The 19,786-nt window shown below is 41.7% G+C and carries 16 protein-coding genes; 2 read left to right on the top strand and 14 right to left on the bottom strand.

The features are described from left to right. Positions 1 to 339: 339 nt before the first annotated feature. On the top strand, positions 340 to 3,084 hold the full coding sequence (gene acnA / locus AC0VYG_RS07660) for an aconitate hydratase AcnA (protein ID WP_475431722.1): 2,745 nt from the start codon (positions 340 to 342) through the stop codon (positions 3,082 to 3,084). Between the two features lie 90 nt (positions 3,085 to 3,174). On the opposite strand, the gene AC0VYG_RS07655 is transcribed toward acnA, so the two are convergent. The 9 genes from AC0VYG_RS07655 to AC0VYG_RS07615 form a co-directional block, all read right to left on the bottom strand. Then, positions 3,175 to 3,660 carry a GNAT family N-acetyltransferase gene (locus AC0VYG_RS07655; protein WP_475431721.1) on the bottom strand — a complete coding sequence of 162 codons (486 nt, stop codon included), beginning with the start codon at positions 3,658 to 3,660 and terminating at the stop codon, positions 3,175 to 3,177. Between the two features lie 119 nt (positions 3,661 to 3,779). Continuing rightward, entirely contained in the window at positions 3,780 to 5,054 is a 1,275-nt protein-coding gene (locus AC0VYG_RS07650; protein ID WP_475431720.1) for a glycosyltransferase, read from the bottom strand. A gap of 300 nt (positions 5,055 to 5,354) precedes the next feature. Further along, the gene (locus tag AC0VYG_RS07645; RefSeq protein ID WP_475431719.1) at positions 5,355 to 5,639 is read right to left on the bottom strand and encodes a helix-hairpin-helix domain-containing protein; all 285 of its coding nucleotides are present in this window, start codon (positions 5,637 to 5,639) and stop codon (positions 5,355 to 5,357) included. A 136-nt stretch (positions 5,640 to 5,775) separates the two neighbouring features. Next, positions 5,776 to 7,020, bottom strand: a complete 1,245-nt coding sequence (locus AC0VYG_RS07640) for a cystathionine gamma-synthase family protein (protein WP_475431718.1) — start codon at positions 7,018 to 7,020, stop codon at positions 5,776 to 5,778. Positions 7,021 to 7,260: 240 nt separating this feature from the next. Next, positions 7,261 to 7,743 carry a YbaK/EbsC family protein gene (locus tag AC0VYG_RS07635; protein WP_199477159.1) on the bottom strand — a complete coding sequence of 161 codons (483 nt, stop codon included), beginning with the start codon at positions 7,741 to 7,743 and terminating at the stop codon, positions 7,261 to 7,263. Positions 7,744 to 7,918: 175 nt separating this feature from the next. After that, entirely contained in the window at positions 7,919 to 8,347 is a 429-nt protein-coding gene (locus AC0VYG_RS07630) for a hypothetical protein (protein WP_475431717.1), read from the bottom strand. A 188-nt stretch (positions 8,348 to 8,535) separates the two neighbouring features. Next, positions 8,536 to 9,174: a hypothetical protein gene (locus AC0VYG_RS07625; protein ID WP_475431716.1), complete on the bottom strand. Its 639-nt coding sequence runs from the start codon at positions 9,172 to 9,174 to the stop codon at positions 8,536 to 8,538. A 369-nt stretch (positions 9,175 to 9,543) separates the two neighbouring features. After that, positions 9,544 to 11,658 carry a methyl-accepting chemotaxis protein gene (locus AC0VYG_RS07620; protein ID WP_475431715.1) on the bottom strand — a complete coding sequence of 705 codons (2,115 nt, stop codon included), beginning with the start codon at positions 11,656 to 11,658 and terminating at the stop codon, positions 9,544 to 9,546. A gap of 63 nt (positions 11,659 to 11,721) precedes the next feature. After that, on the bottom strand, positions 11,722 to 13,293 hold the full coding sequence (locus AC0VYG_RS07615; RefSeq protein ID WP_475431714.1) for an ABC transporter substrate-binding protein: 1,572 nt from the start codon (positions 13,291 to 13,293) through the stop codon (positions 11,722 to 11,724). A gap of 1,136 nt (positions 13,294 to 14,429) precedes the next feature. On the opposite strand from AC0VYG_RS07615, the gene AC0VYG_RS07610 reads away from it, so the two are divergent. Continuing rightward, positions 14,430 to 15,641, top strand: a complete 1,212-nt coding sequence (locus tag AC0VYG_RS07610) for an IS256 family transposase (protein WP_475432512.1) — start codon at positions 14,430 to 14,432, stop codon at positions 15,639 to 15,641. Positions 15,642 to 15,992: 351 nt separating this feature from the next. On the opposite strand, the gene AC0VYG_RS07605 is transcribed toward AC0VYG_RS07610, so the two are convergent. The 5 genes from AC0VYG_RS07605 to AC0VYG_RS07585 all read right to left on the bottom strand — a co-directional run bounded on the left by AC0VYG_RS07605 (position 15,993) and on the right by AC0VYG_RS07585 (position 19,360). After that, positions 15,993 to 16,595: a class I SAM-dependent DNA methyltransferase gene (locus tag AC0VYG_RS07605; protein WP_475431713.1), complete on the bottom strand. Its 603-nt coding sequence runs from the start codon at positions 16,593 to 16,595 to the stop codon at positions 15,993 to 15,995. A gap of 227 nt (positions 16,596 to 16,822) precedes the next feature. Next, positions 16,823 to 17,134, bottom strand: coding sequence for a cupin (locus tag AC0VYG_RS07600; protein ID WP_475431712.1), 312 nt, complete (start codon positions 17,132 to 17,134; stop codon positions 16,823 to 16,825). 222 nt (positions 17,135 to 17,356) lie between these two features. Next, complete coding sequence (locus tag AC0VYG_RS07595; RefSeq protein ID WP_475431711.1) at positions 17,357 to 17,842, bottom strand: hypothetical protein; 486 nt, start codon at positions 17,840 to 17,842, stop codon at positions 17,357 to 17,359. A 92-nt stretch (positions 17,843 to 17,934) separates the two neighbouring features. Beyond that, positions 17,935 to 18,537 carry a class I SAM-dependent methyltransferase gene (locus AC0VYG_RS07590; protein ID WP_475431710.1) on the bottom strand — a complete coding sequence of 201 codons (603 nt, stop codon included), beginning with the start codon at positions 18,535 to 18,537 and terminating at the stop codon, positions 17,935 to 17,937. A 160-nt stretch (positions 18,538 to 18,697) separates the two neighbouring features. After that, positions 18,698 to 19,360: an HAD family hydrolase gene (locus AC0VYG_RS07585; protein WP_475431709.1), complete on the bottom strand. Its 663-nt coding sequence runs from the start codon at positions 19,358 to 19,360 to the stop codon at positions 18,698 to 18,700. Positions 19,361 to 19,786: the final 426 nt, after the last annotated feature.

Here is a 19,786-nt window from a genome sequence, read left to right as displayed (position 1 = left end):
TAAGGTTTTCTGCGACGAAGGGCACACTTAGCCACCCAATTGCCCTAAAAATTAAATGCGAAAGAATTAAGGTTCGTGTTTATCACACAGGTCTAAAAGATTAGGTGAAAGCAAGCAAAAGGAGGCATATCATGCAAATGAGGTCGTCTAAGTAAAAAAGTACTGTTACACTTTTTTCTTTCATCGAACTGCACTATAAGTAGAGGTGTTTTTAAATATATCTGCCGAATAGAAACCTTTGTACGAAATCGCAAGCGAAGCCAATGGGAGGCTCTTTTTAACCACAAGGCGGCAAACGCAGCAATCGTGCAATGATCTCTAAAACCAAAGGGGAACAAGATGAACAATAGTTTCGATACCCAACAACAGATCACTGTTAACGGCGAGCAATTTCATATCCATTCCTTAAAAGGGCTTGGCGATAAAGCCAAACGACTGCCATTTTCTTTGAAAATATTGCTCGAAAACCTTCTTCGCAACGAAGATGGCGTTAATATCAAAGAACACGATATCCAGGCTTTACTAGACTGGGACCCTCAAGCCAAACCGACTTCCGAAGTTGCTTTTACCCCCGCCCGAGTTGTCATGCAAGATTTTACGGGTGTCCCAGCCATTGTGGATCTGGCGGCTATGCGTGACGCCATGGAAAAGTTAGGCGGTGATCCCGCTAAAATAAACCCGTTATCGCCTGCGGAGCTGGTGATTGACCACTCAGTGCAAGTCGATGGTTACGGTAATTCTCGTGCATTTGATTTAAACACCAAGCTGGAATATGAAAGAAATAAAGAGCGCTACGAGTTCTTACGCTGGGGTCAAACTGCCTTTAATAACCTTAAAGTCGTGCCACCTGCTACCGGCATTGTTCACCAGGTCAATTTAGAATATCTGGCCCGTGTGGTATTTAACGAAGATCGGGACGGCCAAAAATTTGCTTATCCAGATACCTTAGTAGGCACCGACTCTCATACCACCATGATAAACGGCTTAGGCATTCTAGGTTGGGGAGTTGGCGGCATTGAAGCCGAAGCAGCCATGCTTGGCCAACCCATTAGTTTACTGATTCCTCAGGTTGTTGGCGTTAAATTAAGTGGCCGCCTACCAGAAGGCACCACCGCCACTGACCTCGTTCTAACCATCACTGAAATGCTACGGAAACATGGCGTAGTCGGTAAATTTGTCGAATTTTATGGTGACGGTCTCGCTGATTTACCCCTTGCCGATAGAGCAACCATTGCCAATATGGCACCAGAATATGGTGCAACCTGTGGTATTTTCCCGATTGATGACGAAACGATTAATTATCTTCGTTTAACCAACCGTGATGAAACGCAACTTAGCCTAATTGAAGACTACGCAAAACACCAAGGACTATGGCGTAATGATGGTGATGAAGCCAATTATACCGATGCCCTTGAACTGAACCTTGCTAGTGTTGTGCCAAGCCTTGCTGGCCCTAAACGCCCACAGGATAGAATTGCTCTTGATAAAGCGGGTGACGCGATTCGCCAACATTTAAAAGGCTTTCAAGACGAACGTCTGGCTCGTGAAGAAAAGAGCAGTGAAGACCACATTCGTATAGAAGGCGAAGGCCCTGTCACCCATCCTGATGAATCCGTTGATGAAGCCCCCATAAAAGGCGCTGCCATCGTACATTATAACGGCCAAGAATTTGAATTGAGTGATGGCGCTTGTGTTATCGCCGCCATTACTAGCTGTACCAATACTTCCAATCCAAGCGTTATTTTAGCGGCCGGTTTAGTGGCTAAAAAAGCAAAAGAATTGGGTATTAATGTTAAACCTTGGGTTAAAACATCACTGGCACCTGGTTCTAAAGTAGTCACCGACTACTTAGAAAAAGCAGGGTTAATGGATGACCTAGAATATCTTGGCTTTAACCTTGTCGGCTATGGCTGCACCACTTGTATCGGTAACTCAGGTCCATTAGCCAGTGAAATATCCGATGCTATTCAAAACAATCAACTGATTGTTAGTTCTATTTTATCGGGGAACCGAAATTTTGAAGGGCGAATTCACCAAGATGTGAAAATGAATTTCCTTGCCTCACCACCGCTGGTTGTCGCTTATGCCCTCGCTGGTCGTACCGATATTGATGTTTATAAGGAACCACTAGCACAGGACGAAAACGGCAAAGAAATTTACCTAAAAGACATTTGGCCAAGTGTTAAAGAAGTCAGTGATCTTGTCAAAGAGATCGTGACCAAAGAAATGTTCGCCAAAAGCTACGCTAACGTATACGAAGGCGATAAACACTGGCAACAAATTAAAATCCCCGATGGCAAACTTTACGACTGGAACGACAAATCAACCTACATTAAAAAAGTCACCTTCTTTGATGGTATGAGTATTGATCCTCCAGGTGTTCCAACCATTGAAGGGGCACGCTGCTTAGCCAAACTTGGAGATTCAGTCACTACCGACCATATTTCTCCAGCAGGTTCAATCAAAGCGGACTCACCAGCAGGTTTGTATCTGCAAGAAAATGGTGTCGAAAAAGCGCAGTTTAATTCATACGGCTCGCGCCGAGGCAACCACGAAGTCATGGTACGAGGCACATTCGCCAACGTAAGGCTGAAAAATCTGCTTGCCCCTGGCACGGAAGGCGGTATTACGCGTACTCAGCCTGACAATAACTTGGCCAGCATTTATGATGCCTCGGTAACCTACCAAGAAGAAAATACCCCGCTTATTATTTTAGCGGGCAAAGAGTACGGTACAGGTTCGTCACGGGATTGGGCGGCTAAAGGCTCATTGCTACTGGGTGTTAAAGCCGTCATTGCAGAAAGTTATGAACGAATTCATCGCTCTAATTTAATAGGCATGGGCGTCTTACCGCTTCAATTCAAAGACGGTGAAAGTTACGAATCGCTTGGTCTAACAGGGCAAGAACAATTTGACATTACAGGCTTGCTCGACAAAGCCGATGACGTCACCGTTGTGGCGACCAATAGCGAGGGTAGCAAAATCACCTTCAGTGCCGACATACGCATTGATACGCCAAAAGAATGGGATTACTACAAGCATGGCGGGATTTTACAATACGTATTGCGAGATATGCTCGACTAATCCCTCACCCGTTCCATAACAAAACACTCAGTCTAGCTCACTGTTGAGCTAGACTGAGTGTTTTTTATTGCACTCTTTTCTCTCTATAAATCAAACGTCAGTCTGGTTAATTTTCTTCACCATGTTAATGCTCACCGCGTCATAACCCATTTCGTTATAAAGCTTTTGTGCCGCAGCATTGTTAGAAAAGACATGCAAGCCAATATTGACAATATTATGTGTCGCCGCGAAGTCTTCAATTTCCCGCAAAGCAAGCTTGGCATAACCTTTTCGACGATGCTCTGCCTTGACTTCTAAATCGTAAATAAACACCGTGCTTGTCGTTGTACTATTCTCCAGCGACAACCAGACCATGCCCACCGTCTCATTCACTTCAGGCTCTTTCATTTCAAAAAAATGATGGTTTTCTGTGTCTAATCCGCATGGTAACAATCGCTCAATATCACGCCTAGCTCGAGATAATGATCCAGACTTTTGCCACCGACCAGCCTCTACATTCTCCTTTGCGTATTGCACTATCAACTCTTCAATATAAGGTGCAAAAAAGGGTTTTGACATGGGTACCAAGAAAGACATACTGACTCCAATTCATACGTGGCAGAACAATTCCTGCTCTCATACCTAAGTATGCCGTAACACTTCATGGCAAAACAATAGAAAGCAGACAATGTATTCGTCACTTATGCCCTGCTAAATCACGCAGATAAAAGGCCAAAATGCCGCAACGCTTTGATGGCATTGTCTACGCCATTTTCGGTTTGTTGTATCGTTGCCACAGTGCGGGCCCTTGCTCGCATTTCCGTACTGGATGCAAGGGTAATGGCCTTTGTTAAGTCTGCTGAGGTCAAGGTTTCACGCGGCAAAGCTCTAGGTGCCACACCAAGTCTTTCCAGACGCTGTGCCCAAAATGGCTGATCACCAAAAACAGGCACAACAACCGACGGAATGCCAGCGCGGAGCACAGCATGAGTCGTGCCTGCACCGCCGTGATGGACGGCCAATGCGATACGGGGGAAAAGCCAATCATGAGGAATATGGCCAACACTTAACATCTTGTCACGACTGGCCTCAGACATATTTTTTACATGCAAACCGCCCCACCCCGTCGCGATAATAACCCTTTGTCCGGTTTCTTCAATAGAGGCCTGAATCATATCCGTAAAAGCTTGGGCATCATGATGGAACATGCTGCCAAAACCGATGTAAATGGGCTTTGGCCCCGCCTGCAGAAAGTCAAGCAACTCTGAAGGTGGTTCCCAAGCGGCACCCGTTTCAAGCATCCATGGTCCGGTTGTCTGAATTCTTGATGGCCAGCTTTTGCGCGGTTCAATAAGGCAGGGACTGTAAGCAAACATCTTTGGACGCTGAAATTTCTTCTGATGGTATGGGCCAAAACGTGGATAAGCAGCTAACCCCAGCCGAGGCCGAACCACTTTGTTATAAACTGGTTGATAGACATGCCACACAATTTGGCGAGTAAGGTGACCAAGGCCCACATTTATCGCTGGTGGCAAGCTCTTCATCCAGCCAGGCAAAGGCATGATAGGAGCATGATGTGATGGCATGGTTGGCACTAACTGGGTTTCAACGACAGGAATCTCGAACACTTCACCAAGCGATTGCGCCAGAAAATACACCATGCCATTGCCAATCAACAGGTCTGCACCTTGTGCCGCTTGCCGTCCCTGTTCAGGCCAGTCTTGGCTCATTTCCAAAAGCTGGGCTTGAAACGCCTTCGCCATAGCCAATGTTGATAAGCCACGTTTTTGCAGGTCTTTGTCGCGTCGCATCCAATCCATGAAATCGCCAGTTAAGGGCGAAAATTCAAGTCCGTGATCCACAACCAGACTTTGACAACTCATATCCGTGGCAATTCTGACCTGGTGACCGAGTTTTTTAAGAGCAACAGCAAGTGCAACAAGCGGACGTACATCCCCTTCTGTACCGATCGTTAGAATCACAATCTGCATAAACGAGCCTTTTACAATATCATCCAATAATAAAAATCAAACCATCCATTGAGAAGAAATCATAGTTCATACAATAGAGTTTGCCAGTGAGAAGCCGAATTAGACGCAAAGAAAATGACTTGTTTTAGCCTGTGGTGCATTAGGAGGGTTTTAGTAATGAAGGATTGGTAAATGAAGAGAGGTTAGAGCACGCTAGGCGCAAAGCTTCATATTGTTTGTTCTAGGACTGATAGGATGTTTGCGTCCCCAGTTACCCAAGTACAGCTACAAAGTCTTATTAGGCTTGCTGACGCGAGCAACTCACTCAATAGCCTTCTTGCGTTCACTTGTATATGACCACCAAGGCTGGGCATCCTCGCCTTCCATAAAGCGAATGATTGATATAAAAACATCTATAACACACGGGTCATGTCGTTGCCCAGTTTTGAGACATAGCTCTTCATACATTTCATAAGGATTACGACCAATAAGCTCTTTGGGGGTTGTGATTCCAAGTCGCTGCAAGTCTGAAGCACCAGCCTTGCCAATATTGGGCAAGTCAGTCAATTTATAGGTTCTGTTACGATTAACTTTCAATGGATTCATAGCACACAACAACCTCTCAAACACACTGGCGGTGAGAAACAACGTCCACTTAGTTTGACGAGTTAGCAAGCCCGCTTTTTCTACCTAGAAAAGCACATCTATCATCTAGATGTGCTCTCCAAGTGATGGTTTAGCCCTAAGCAAGTGCTTGTCTAAAATCATCGATCAGGTCATTCGTATTTTCCAGCCCAAGGGACAGTCGAATTAGATTGTCATCTATGCCCATACTGGCACGGCGCTCTGCCCCCATTTCCCAGAAGATGGTTTTAGCCACTGGAATCGCTAGGGTGCGGGTATCTGATAGATGACTAGATAAAATCACCATTTGTAGACGATCTAAGAACGCCAAACAGTCAATAGTGTCGTCTAGTTCAAAGCTTAATAAACCGCCATATAAACCACTAAATACCTCTGCTGCTCGTTCATGTTGTGCATGACTAGCAAGGCCAGGATAATAGACTCGTTTGATTTGTGGCTGTTGTTCTAACCATGTCGCCAGCGCTAATGCGTTATCACAGGTCGCTTTGATTCGTAGTGACAAGGTTTCAAGGCCAGTGGCAATACGATGAGCATCTTCTGCCCTTAAAGTCGCCCCCATATCGCGTAAACCTTTTTTACGAATCTGGGTGATGCCCCATTTAGTTGGGTCACCTTTTTGGTACGCGGGGTAGATATTAGGGTATGTGCTCCAGTCAAATAACCCAGTATCTGAAATAGAGCCACCCAGGGCATTGCCGTGGCCCCCTATACCCTTGCTTAGAGAGTGTATGACTAGGCTTGCACCAATGTTTTTAGACTGCAGCAAAACTGGCGTCGTCATGGTGCTGTCCACCACATAAAGGATAGCGTGTTGTGCACACAGCTGGCCGATCTCGGCTAAAGCCGCGACTTGCGTGGCTGGGTTAGCAATCGTTTCGACAAAGACCATACGCGTATCAGAGCGAATGGCCGATGCAACCTGTTGTGGGTCTGTGGCGTCAACGAAACTTACTTCAATCCCCAATTGAGAGAGGGTTCCCATAAAGCTATTTGTGTTTCCAAACAGGAATTGACTACAAATAATATGATCGCCATGGCGTAGTAAGGCGATCATCATACCTGAAATTGCAGCCATACCTGTGGTGAAGCAGCAGGTACTGTGGCTGTCTTCTAGCATATTAATTTGAGCTTCTAGAGCAGCGCCTGTTGGGTTTCCTTGACGCGAGTAAACATAACCGGATTGCTTGCCTTGGAAAGTATCGACTAATGCTTGAGCACTTGGGTACGCGTAAGTAGCGGAAACATGTAACGGTTTGCGTACCGCACCGTGCTCGGTGTTGGAACGGCGGTCGGCATGTAATAACTTAGATTCTGAGAAAGGTTTTGCTGTTGATTTACTCACTTGATTTGCCTTCATTTTGATAAGGTGTAGCGGTGTTGATAAACCATATCATGCTCTTCTATTGGTCCACTAGAGGAGTTTTGCTTTGCATCATCAGCTTAGACAAAAGTTGCACGTATTGACAGCCATGTTAGACGGTTTGTTTACGACAAATTGTTCAGTAGAAACCCTTCAGAGCCAGCAGCAAAAAGGAGGGAACAGCGCCCTCCCAAAAGATCCCTTTTTAAATACTTGGTATGCTTATTTTGCTAAATCTATCCACTGACCTTGCGTAAGCTCACCTAGATACTGTGGATTGAGTTTAAACACAGAATTCGGTGTACCCGCAGCCGCCCAAATTTCTGTATATTGGTGTAGGTCTTTATCTAAGAGAGTTTGAACCTTCTCATTATGCGCCACGGGAGGAACCCCACCTATAGCGTAGCCAACTTTCTCTCGTACAAAGGATGCATCTGCTTTTTCCAATGTAATCCCTGTTGCTTCTTTAACTTTGTCGGTGCAAACCATGTTAGAACCGGATGCGACAACCAAGACAGGTTCCCCTGTTTCACCATCTTTAAAAATTAACGATTTAGCAATTTGGGAAACCGTACAGCCAACAGCCTCAGCGGCGTCTTTCGCTGTTCGAGTTGAACTAGGCATTTGCTGAACAACAAAGTCCTGTCCATGCTGAGACAAAAAAGCTTGTACTTTCAATGATGAAGCCTTCAGTTCTGTTGACATAATTCCTCCATATTCTAAGTAAATCAACGATAAACATAACGCCGCAGTCGCATACTTTTGCCGCGCATTGCTTTGTTAGCCAACGCCACATGAATGTCCGGCAGATTATCAGCCACCTCAAAATATAAAGCGTTCAGACCATGGAGACAAAAATGTGGTTCATCACCATCGCCCTTTAAGCGGCATATCTAGGTATTTGGTCTAAGTTTGGTTCGATAAAGGTTGATCGAGCTTGCTCTGAAAACAGCACATCGTCTGAATAATGAGTGAGCATAATATTTGAGTCCAGTAGCATAGTGTTATTTTCGATAAATCCCTTTGACGAGCTTGAACCATCTGAGCAATTCATAAAATGGTGTACTGCCAACACCCAAGCTTCGGTCAATGTCTGATGGTATTTTTGAGAGGGATCAATGCCGACATGCCTTAATAGCCCTATTAGTGTTGTGCGCATAAGTTGAACGGATACGCTGACACTATTCTCAGTGAGATAAATGTATGCTAAGCGCAAATGGGCTCTATGATTGAATTCTGCTATTGGAAACTGAAGCCTTTCGACTTGCTTTTTAAATTCTAGATCTTCATTTGACACCAAATGCTTCATGAACTTCGTTCCTTTTTCTGTTTGTCTAACGTTGATCTAACCTACAAGCTATTAGGTGAGAAGCGCTGACATAGCGAGTCAGGTTGAGCGACTGTTTAAGTCATTTTGGCCATTATCGTTGAAGTATAGGGCTTATAAGCTAGCTTCTATTCCGTAGGGCAAGAAAAAACTCTTATATGTTTACCTATCTACCAATGAATCATTAATGGCAAAACTGGGCGCAAGTCTTTGGATAATCCCTTACGCCCATTATCCAGAGTAAGTACTGCCATGTGCTCACTACCAAGCTCAATGCCAAGCCTATCCGCCGATTGCAATGTAAGAAGCGTATCAGACATTTTCTCTAGTGGGACCGATAGTTGCACCTTGCTAATAGACTTAAAGGTTCCTATTTCTTCAATTCTGCTAACTGGACCGATAAATGGCACGTAAATACATAAAGGCTCTTCTAATATCTCAGAATTCTCTCCCACATGGAATGCATTGGGTGGCTCAAAATAGTCTGGTTGATATTTCCACCCGCTAAACGGCATACCTAATTTGGAGTCATTAGTTCGCGTTAGAACGATTCCAAACGGAGATGCGTTTTCTGTTTGTATCCGTTCAGGGAATCTCAGTTTTTTTGCTGGACCATTATTCGACTCTTCGCTATCACGTACGTATAGTATTTCGAGCATTCCATTAGAAAACGCAAACCGACGATTTGAGGTACCCTGCCCCTTATGATCCCGACTAAAGCTTTCATTAAGCCCCATAGAAACTAAAAGATCACCCGCTTCTTTTGGTTTATCAGTCAGTATAAAAACGTGATCTAACTCTAAATCCACCACTCAACTCCTTTGAAAATATGACGTCTCAACCTCACGCTTGTTGTGTACATCGCTTTATGAGCCAACGCCAAGACGCGGCAAAAACAGACGAGAAAGCGGAGTTTATCGCTATAAATGAGCATTTTGAGTCTGTTTTTAACACAGTATTGGCAAGCTGCAAAAGTCTCACATTGATCCTAAAAGACTTTTTGAGCCACTACTAGTACAAACATACAAACTTTTGATTGTTTTTCAGACTATTCGTAGCCAATAGTCCACTTGATCCACTACTATAAAAAAACCACTTCTCCATCCCTAGAAAAGTGGTTTTCGCTTATCTCTGCATTGACTGGCTTACTATTTTATCCAGCAATTTTAATAGGATATTTAGGACCGACGATTAGAATCAGTGGACTCTGAACTGATGGTAAATTTCTCCACGATGCCTTTAAGTCCAGACGACATTTCTGTTAATTTCTGAGAAGTACCAGCCCCCTCTTTGGCTTCTGATGTTGTTTCAACATTTTTAGCCGCTATACGATTTAAATTGTTACTCGTATCATCAATGGTTCTAGACTGCTCATCGGAAGCAATAGCAATATTCCCCATCAAATTACAGACTACTTCAATAGAATCCACTATTTCTTTAAGGCTCTCAGACGAGTTTGCAGAAATCTCTGCACCTACTTGCGTCTTTTCAACCACTATTTCAATTAACTTAGCCGTTTCATTTGCCGCTTTTGTACTTTGTGCGGCCAAAGCACGAACTTCATCGGCAACCACAGCAAAACCTCTGCCTGATTCACCCGCTCTGGCGGCCTCTATCGCCGCATTTAAGGCTAACAGGTTCGTTTGATTTGCAATGTCTTCGATCGCAGAAAGAATAGAAGAAATATTACTGCTAGCCTCTCTGATATCATCCATAGCAGACACGGTTTTGCTAACAAGATCACTCCCAATCGTAGCCGACTGCTGTGCTTTTTGACCCAGTTCATCAGCCTCCTTAGCCGTATTAGCCGTAATCTTGACTTGCTCGTTTACCTCAACGATCGCCGCTGAAATCGACTGTATTGATTGCTCAGAACTTGCCGTATTAGACAGTATTGTTTCGCTGGAAAGCATGACCTTATTGCTTTGCTCAACGATGCTATTGGTATAACCTGAAATATCAGTAACGATGCTTTTCAGATCAGCATTTGTTTTAATCAGTGCATTAGTGATGACATCTTGTTGGCCTTTAGACGTTAAATTACTTGTCAAATCACCTTCTGATATTTTTTCTAAACTACCAACAAAAACCGTTTCCAGCTCATCAGCAAAGTTATCTAATGACGATGCCATATCGCCAAGTTCATCTGAGCGTTTTATGCTTGTCCTCTTACGAACATTGCCACTTGCCAATTGATTAACAATATCGGTCATGTTAAGAATAGGGTTGGTAATAGAGCGACTCAATACAATACCTATTACAATAATGACAACGACGGTAATCAATATTGAAAATATGATTACCCACTTTATTTCATTCACCGATCCGAAAGCTTCCCCACGTGACTTTTCTGCGACAATCGCCCACGTCGTCCCCTCAAATTTTAGTGGTGCATAGGCAGACAACACTTCCTGTCCTAAATAACTTTCGATCAATTTTGAACCTGTTTCACCCGACAGTGCATCTTTAATTGCTACACTGTTTGCTTTGTTGCTTTCTGGCTTGGAAAATGTATTAGCAACAGAGTAATGCCCGCTATCCAAATAAGAGTCGGAACGCATTAAGCCGTCTTTACCAATGAGATAGGTTTCACCTGTTTTTCCAAGTCCTGAACGCTGAGACATAATGTTATTAATTACCTCCCCGGACAATTCTAAAATGATAACGGCGACGATATCACCACGTAAATTAAACACAGGTGCACCAATAAAGAATCTCGGACTATTCTCTCGATAGCGATAGGGTGTAAAATCTTGAAACGCCACGCCTTTTTTTTCTAAAACCTTTTTCCATAACACTGAGACTGGATTTTTTTCATCAAAGTCCTTTTTAATATTTGAACCAAGCTCCTTACCTTTTTTCACACTATAAATAATATGTCCCTTATCAGCAGACACTAATAAAAGATCAAGGTAACCCAGAACATCGACATATTTTAATAGATTATCGCTTCTTTCTTTCCAAATGGCTTTATAGTCTATATTGTCTACACCAAACTTATCTTTTTCAGAAACAACTTCTTCTAAATCTTGATATACTTGCAGAGCGCGGAACAGCTCATGTACATCTCTACTATTTGATAAAATCGAAACATTCTTTTTAGCGCTATTAAGGTAACTTTTTATTTGATTTGCTTTAATATCCCGTGTACTGACCAGTTGCTCCAATGCGTCATTTTCCAATGCGGCACTCGATTTCATTAATGAAATGGCAGCAACAATAGCAACTGGTAATATCCCTATTAAAGAAAAAGCAAGTAACAATTTACTTCTAAGTTTTAATTTTATTTTCATATTACCATCCCGATAAAAAGGAATTTTTTAAAATATTTGAGCAAGTGGCTACGTGTATCTTTGCTATTGTCTTAACGACCAGTGATCATCACTTACCTCAATATCCCATAATGGAAGAGAAGCCATTGGTAATGGGGTGTAAGAAACCTTCTTATTAACTGCAACGACCTTGTTAGGAGCTGGTACAACAAGCATATAAGCATTCTTGTAGACATGATTAATTATTTTTGCTACAGCCTCATTGAATTGTGGCGTGTTTTCGGCTTCTTTAAACATTTCATCAATATACTCACCCATCAGAGGGTCTGCTGGCATCGTACTCCAAACACTATTTGGTTGATAAACAAAGATTGCCGCCCATGGATGATTGAAGTACCAATCATCATCCCCCCACACAATCAAATCCCACGACTTTGTATTCTTACCCGCATTGGTAGACAAAATTTGTCCAAAAATAGTCGTTTCATCAACAATCTCAAAATTAAGTTTTACACCAACCTTACGTAAATCTCGATCTAATGAGCGCCAAAGAAACATAAACTTCTGCTGTGTTAGCACTTTAAGCTCTAGCCCACCTAAAATGCTCTTTAGTTCCTGTCGTATTTCTTTTGGTGACTCAACTTCAGAATAAGCCTTCAGATTCTTTACCGCTTCTTTAACACCAGGAAAATTAGGTGAAGACAGTGTAGGCTTTATTTCACCATAACCGGAAAATGAATAATTTAATAACTGTTGCTGATCTATCGCTCTATTTAGAGCAAGACGAACATTTTTATCTTTTAGTTTTTCGTTACCATTAACCATATTAATATGGATGGCTATATTATCTGTTGATGGCCCAGTAACTAATTTAGCATAAGGAGAAGAAGTGACCAACTGAACGTCAGAAAATGCGATGGGCATAATATCAAGATAACCTTCAGACTCAATAACATCAGATAATGCTATCTTGGGGTCTAAATTTGTGTAAATAGTGAATTTTTCTACTTTTACTGAATCTTTATCATAGTAATAAGGGTTAGCAATTAATACCGCTTTATCTGTTTTTCTATCACCTTCTATATAACCTTCACTAAGAATATAAGGACCTAATCCATAAGGGCCCGCTTCAGCAAGGTTTGGACAGGTCGCTTTACCATTCCAACCAAATTTTTCAAGATATTTTGTTGTATAAAATTGAATCCAAATCACATCATTCAAGAATGTTCCATACTTTTCTTTTAAATAGAACCTTACTGTATAATCGTCAACTTTTTCTGTATGGTCATATACAGTATTAATTTTGCTAAACAAAAAGGGTTTCTTTTTAAAGTACTCCATATTTTCAATGACGGCATCGGCATTAAATGGTGTTCCATCTTGAAACTGAACCCCTTGACGTAACTTAAATTCATAGACGGTATCGCTAATTTGCGAATGAGATGTGGCCATATAGTATTCCCAACCACGTTCATTATTAGCGGGTCTTAAAAGTGAACCATTGACGGCATGGGATGTGTAAAGATAGGGAAGGCTTGAGACATATATTTTAACATGGGAACCTTTCACTGGTGTTGCATCAGCCATCGGTAAAAAAGATAACATTAAAAAAACAAAAAAAAATGAACGTGTGTTTCTTAGAAATGAACTACACATATATTTCTCCAAAATTCAGCAACATAAAGTGAATAATTAGTTTCCTCATTCACCTAGTATCATTAATAAAGACGGCATCAGACTGAAAAGCCCGAATTATTAATCTATTATGATGCTTAGAAAAATGTGTAGTCCTGTTCACTATCTAGCATCATTATATTTTTTCTAAGGTCGTCACTGACTTGACGTACCTGTACGGAGATAACTAGGATCAATACCTCAGGCATATCACGCTTTTTATCTATTTTTATCCGCATCAAAAAAAGCATAGCAGTTGTTTTTGGGAGTGCAAAAATAATACGTTGATTTTAATCAAAAATTACATATTATTACTCTCCGAAATGTTTTTTTGTTGGCGGCCTGGCGCTGTATAGCGGCTTTGTCTTCTAGCACCAATCAATGCTCTAAATCATTCGAGTTCACTCATCACATTTTTTAATGTATGTTCATGACGAAACGCTTAAATAGAGCCTATGCTCTAGTGCATCTCCCATGACTATTCTGGTTTTTTCTTCGTTAAACTCCGTGGCAAGAATGTCGCGCTGACGGCTCTTAATACGCCAGTTCTGATGCCTGTAATGATGCAAAGACTTATGATTAAGAGAGAACGAACGCTGTAGTACGACCGATCTATAATGGTTTTACCATTGTTTTTTTTGAACCACTCTACCGCCATAACACTGCCTATCGTCGGCCGCTTTTTGGGGAATTTGGGGGGATAATGTTGCTGTTAGAGGACCTTGCTTTTCACTGGTCTAGCTCATCAGAGCATCAAGCAAGTTTTCCGGAATCAGAGCTTAAGAATACGAACAATTGTGTGACCTCTTGGAATACCGTTTTTAAACTCTCTATATTGTTTTAGCCATTCTGATTTGTCTTGATCATAGGTTTCGATGCCCGGTCAACTTTCAGTACCCGCCATAATGGCATTAATGATAGGAAGCATGACATCAATAAGGTCACGTTTTGAGTTGATGTTGTAGCAAGTTTTCTTTGATGACAGATAGATGTTTGATGAAAAATAGGGAGGACAGATTTTAATAGGACATGCATGTTAAGAATCGAGACTGTAACTAATTTTGTGTAACTGCCTACCACAACATATTCTATTAAGAATTAAGGATAGGTAGATGCAAATGAACAAAAAAGAACTTGAAGCGTTCGCAAAAGAAGCCGCCAAGGGAATTAAAACGCCTGAGGATCTCAACGAATTTAGCCAAATGCTGAAGAAGATTACCGTTGAAGCGGCATTGAATGCAGAAATGGATGACCATCTGGGTTACGAGAGACATCAAAAGTCCACCTCAACCAATAGTCGTAATGGCAAGAATAGCAAGCGTATTAAGACGGAAGATGGTGAGTTTGAACTGGATACGCCTCGTGACCGAGAAGGCTCTTTTGAACCCAAGCTGGTCAAAAAACACCAATCCCGATTCACTTCTATGGACGATAAAATCCTGTGGCTCTATGCGCAAGGCATGAGTACCCGAGACATCGTCAATGCCTTCGATGAATGGTATGGTGCCGAGATATCTCCAACACTGGTATCACGCGTTACCAATGCGGTCATTGAGCAAGTGACTGAATGGCAAGCACGCCCTTTGGATGCCATCTACCCCATTGTGTATCTTGATTGTATTGTGTTGAAAATCCGCCAAGATAAACGCGTCATCAATAAATCGATCTTCTTGGCACTCGGTATCAACACTGAAGGTCATAAAGAACTCATGGGCATGTGGATTGCGGAGAACGAAGGTGCGAAGTTCTGGCTCAACGTCCTCACTGAGCTTCAGCAGCGCGGCGTAGAAGATATTCTCATCGCTTGTGTTGATGGTCTAAAAGGCTTCCCAGAAGCCATCAATGCTGTTTTCCCACAAACTAACATCCAACTGTGCATCGTACACATGGTACGCAACTCATTGAAATATGTATCATGGAAAGACTATAAAGCAGTGACGGCGGATTTAAAGCAAGTTTACCGCTCCGCAACGGAAGAAGAAGCCTTGCTAGAGTTAGATCGTTTCGGCGACATCTGGGACGATCAATACCCGCAAATTACCAAATCATGGCGCAATCACTGGCATCACCTCAATACGTTGTTTAATTACCCTGACGATATCCGAAAAGCGATCTACACAACGAATGCGATTGAGTCCCTGAACAGTGTTATCCGTAGAGCCATTAAAAAACGTAAAGTCTTCCCAAGCGATGATTCTGCGAGGAAAATGGTATACCTTGCCATTAAAGAAGCCAGTAAGAAATGGACGATGCCAATTCAGAACTGGCGCCAAGCAATGAGTCGATTTATTATTGAGTTCGAGGAGCGTCTCGAAAAGCACCTTAACTAAATGGCAGTTACACAGAATCTGTTACAGGGTCTAAGAATCTTGAAAACACTGACTCCTTAAAATACTTGTCCTATTAATGCCCTATTCAACCTCAAAATACCGAGCGTCTTAAACACCTTGTAATGAGTATGATTCAATTAGAGTGAGGTCTATACCTTCAATACCACAAACCGCTTTGATAGTTGGGTTTGAACAAAGACGTTTGTGGTAAGCAGCTAGAAGCTCAAAAGTAAGTGGTGACTTTTCTATTAGCAACGACCATTCCTCCAGTCTAAACACAGAAAGCTCGTATCAGAAACTGCTAGCTTATTGATTTTAGTCGATCTGTGATGGGGGTTAACAATCTGCTTTTTACTTTCTACCCGTCAGTAAAAACACAGGAAAATCACCATATGGTTTGCTGATGACGCTGGCATTCTCCACTTTCACATCCTTAAAACCCGCTTTTATTGCTGACGCTGCAATCCCATCACGCTCGAAACCAAAGTGGAAAACACCAGTATCTTCACCATGGAAGCTACCATCTTCTTTATCCAAGTCGGAAACGCCAATCACTCCGCCTTCATTCAGCATGGAATAGAACTTTTCGAACATAGCATCGATATGTTGTACATGGTGCATGGTCATCGAAGAGATAATGCCATCGAATGTCTGATCAATGGACGAAGACTCTAAATTCACTTCAAGAATGGCTAAATCACAGTGTAGACCATCACGTTTCTGCTCAAGCTGTTCAATCATGGCTTTGGAAATATCTACCGCAGTGATTTTTTCAACATACGGTGCAACGCGCTCCAATAACAGCCCTGTACCCGCACCAAAGTCCAATAAGTGCATGCCCTTTTCTAGATCCAATCTGTCCGCAATCAAGTTGACGATATTGTCTACGTTTGAGACCCTTCTGCTCTCCTTTTCATAAGAAGCCGCTTTGTTTTTAAAATAATCTTTTGTCATACCACCTACTACCTATAGGAACATTCACATCCGAGCCTCAACTCAAGCATAGAACTTTCTCTTGATTGGTTTTACTCGATTAATTTGCTTTTAAACAGAAAAAGCCACTTTTTTTGGTTAAAGGACTATTCATTCTAGTCTTATAGAATATCTTGCTAAGCGAAAATTTATGGTTGGTTATAACCTCGAAACGATGACCAACTATAATTTTCCGTTTAAGCAAGCAATTATACGCTTCCTTCTGATTCTACAACTAATACCCTTGCCTCACCACGAGGATGTGCAACATGCTCAGTACCAATAGATGCATAAAATATATCACCCATCTCTAAAACCGCTGATTTCTCAATTCCATTTTCTTTAAATAGCATTTCAACAACACCATCTAAAACAACAAACACCTCTTCACCATCGTTTATATGCCACTTATAAGGCTGATCAGTCCAATGTAAGCGCGTCGTAATGCCACTCATATTAGCGATATCTTTTGCCCCCCAAGCACGTTCAGGTTTAAACCCTTTACTTCTGATTATTTTCATAGCATCTCCAAATGATCAAAAAGCGTACAACACCGTGTAAAGTGGTGAAAAACGAGGCGACCAATCCATTATATCCTATAAAGCTAAACTGATTTGAAAAAAATCACCAAGCGTTAAGCATTGTGAACCGGCCTTAAAGGCTGTTTTATAAGGCATTTTCCACTGAAACTAACGATTTGAAATACTAACACTGCCAACACGCCCCCATCATGTACTTAGGCCTTACGATAAGTTCACTTTAATAGATTCAAAAACCTTTATATACATGGACTTGTTTTCGTTATAGTCCTTGCGATTAGTAATCACTGCTATACCAACAAAGGCACTTTTCACCTGAACGGCAGCAGTGACATAATAGGTTTTCTCCGACTCACTCGGGTATGCAGTTTCATACTCGCGCAAAACACCGTATTTAATTGGATAGACTTCACTTTGAGGGGTGTATAAACCTTGTAATGACCAGAAGCGATACTCGGCAAACTCTTCCAAATCTCCATCGTTTTTAGTGAACGCATTGGCAGTAATAGAAACGCTCCCATCTGGGCTAGAGATCGAAAGGAAGTCAGAGTCCGTTTTTTGCTGCCAGCCGACAGGCGCCATCAACCCAAATGCACCATTTGGCGACGGATAATACTGCACATCCACCCCAGTACTTGCCATTGACGACCTGCCAATTAGCCCCAAAATCATGGCTTTTATTTTATCCATTCTGATTGACCCATAAGATCTATTGAAATTCCATTTTTTGCAATAATAACTGGAAAGCAACGGAGTGTTGGAAGTCCCCCTTTATAGCTTTGTTAGGCTATTTTTTGCGCCACTATGTAGGTGTGTAACTCTGGGTACTGGTCAAACTCTAAGTGCTTGATGGTACAACCATTATCGAGGAAAACCTTTATAAAGCCATTTGTTCCTAAAGATGAGTAATACATCATTGGCCCCATCGTATCGTCAGTGTGATTTCCTGGCTCATTAACTCCACCAAATGAAAATATCATGATGCCGTTGGGATTTAACGCACTTGCCAATTTTGATATCACACTAACTTGCTCATCCAATGGGATATGCCAAATACTATCCCAAGCGGTTATGAAGTCATATTTTTCTGATAATGGATAGGAACAGATATCTTCTTGGTAGAAATTCCATTCTGGATTACGACTCCGAGCTAGTGCGATCATTTTTTCTGAGATATCTAAGCCTTCTGGCTTAAAGCCTTCTTTGGCTAGCAAATCCATTATTCTCCCAGTTCTTCCGCAACCAACATCAAGAGCCTTACCTCTCGACTTTACAAAGTTTATGGCTCTTCTGTGTTGATCGATTCCGTTTTTCATATTGAATCGGTCATCAGACCAAAGATCCGTAATTGTATCGTAGTTTTTACCTGTTTCTACAGGATTCATAATGTATTGCCTAATCCCTATTTAAGCCGAAATAAACTGCAGTAAAATTTAATATTATAATGTCGCATAGCGAAAAGGTAACATTAAGTTAAATCGTAGGTTTATAGTTGCTCTCAATGTTTTGTGACACTTCCATAAGATTGCTAGTGAATATCTATTTTCAGATAATACTTTTTGCAAACTCTAGCAAACTGCTATACATACCTTCTAGATTATTATTGGATAGTCTTCGATTTAACCATATGGAATTCCAATTTAATTGTTTTGATGCAAGATAGTCATTTTCGTAATCATCGCCAACATACCAACATTCATCAGCTGAAACACCGGCTAATTTATTAGCATATTCAAATATTTTTGGACTTGGCTTTGCCTCACCAACATCTGCGGGCGTAACAACGAAAGAAAAATAATGATCTATACGTAATTTTTTTAATTTCGACTTTTGTTGATTGAGATCCCCATTTGTAATAATACCCAACTTTTTAGAACGAAGGATATCTAAGGCCTCAATGCAATCAGGAAACAACTGCCATGAGTTTTGATAAAAAGAATAATATTCACTAAATAATAGATCCGCTTCTTTATCACTCTTGACGCCATGAATTACTGCCTTTATTCTTTCGCGCCGCTGTTCTTGAAAAGTTAATTCGCCTAACAAATATCTTTTCATGTACTCATGAGCTACAGTATCCCAAACTTTGACGAAATCAGACTTCTCTGGAATCAATCGATCAGAGAACATATCACAAAATTTACTGGCTGCTATATCCTGTGACGTTTTATAGTCAAACAACGTATCATCAATATCAAAAAAGATCATAAGAAATATTCCAGAAGTATCACTCCGCCAACTCGCGCATCCTTAAAATGAAGGCAAAGCCGCAATGTAGTAGCCACCGACGTGATTGGTATGCCTATGTGGAAACCTTAAATTCGGTATAAACGTCCTTAGCTACTGCAATGACTCTACACCACCTTGGGTCCTTTAAAAGGTCGATTACTGCAATTGCATAACGCTTGCCAAGCAACGAAGAGCTCGCGCTGCTGCGACTATAATCCACAGTTGAACAGCGGCGTTTTATATAAGGAATGTGTTTTTTCATGGTGCGACCTCCCTGTTATATTCTGTCGCTGAAAACCAAGCTTAATCAGAGCCTCTTTTGCCAGATAACCTAAGTTCGCCACTATTTTGATCCTAACTTCTTATTTTTTAGCGCGATTCAACTCTTAAGGCAAGACTATTCCC

Source organism: Marinomonas sp. 63XJN7_7_ISO-PGPR-S23-202 (assembly GCF_056173505.1).
This window is presented reverse-complemented; position numbering and strand designations above follow the sequence as displayed.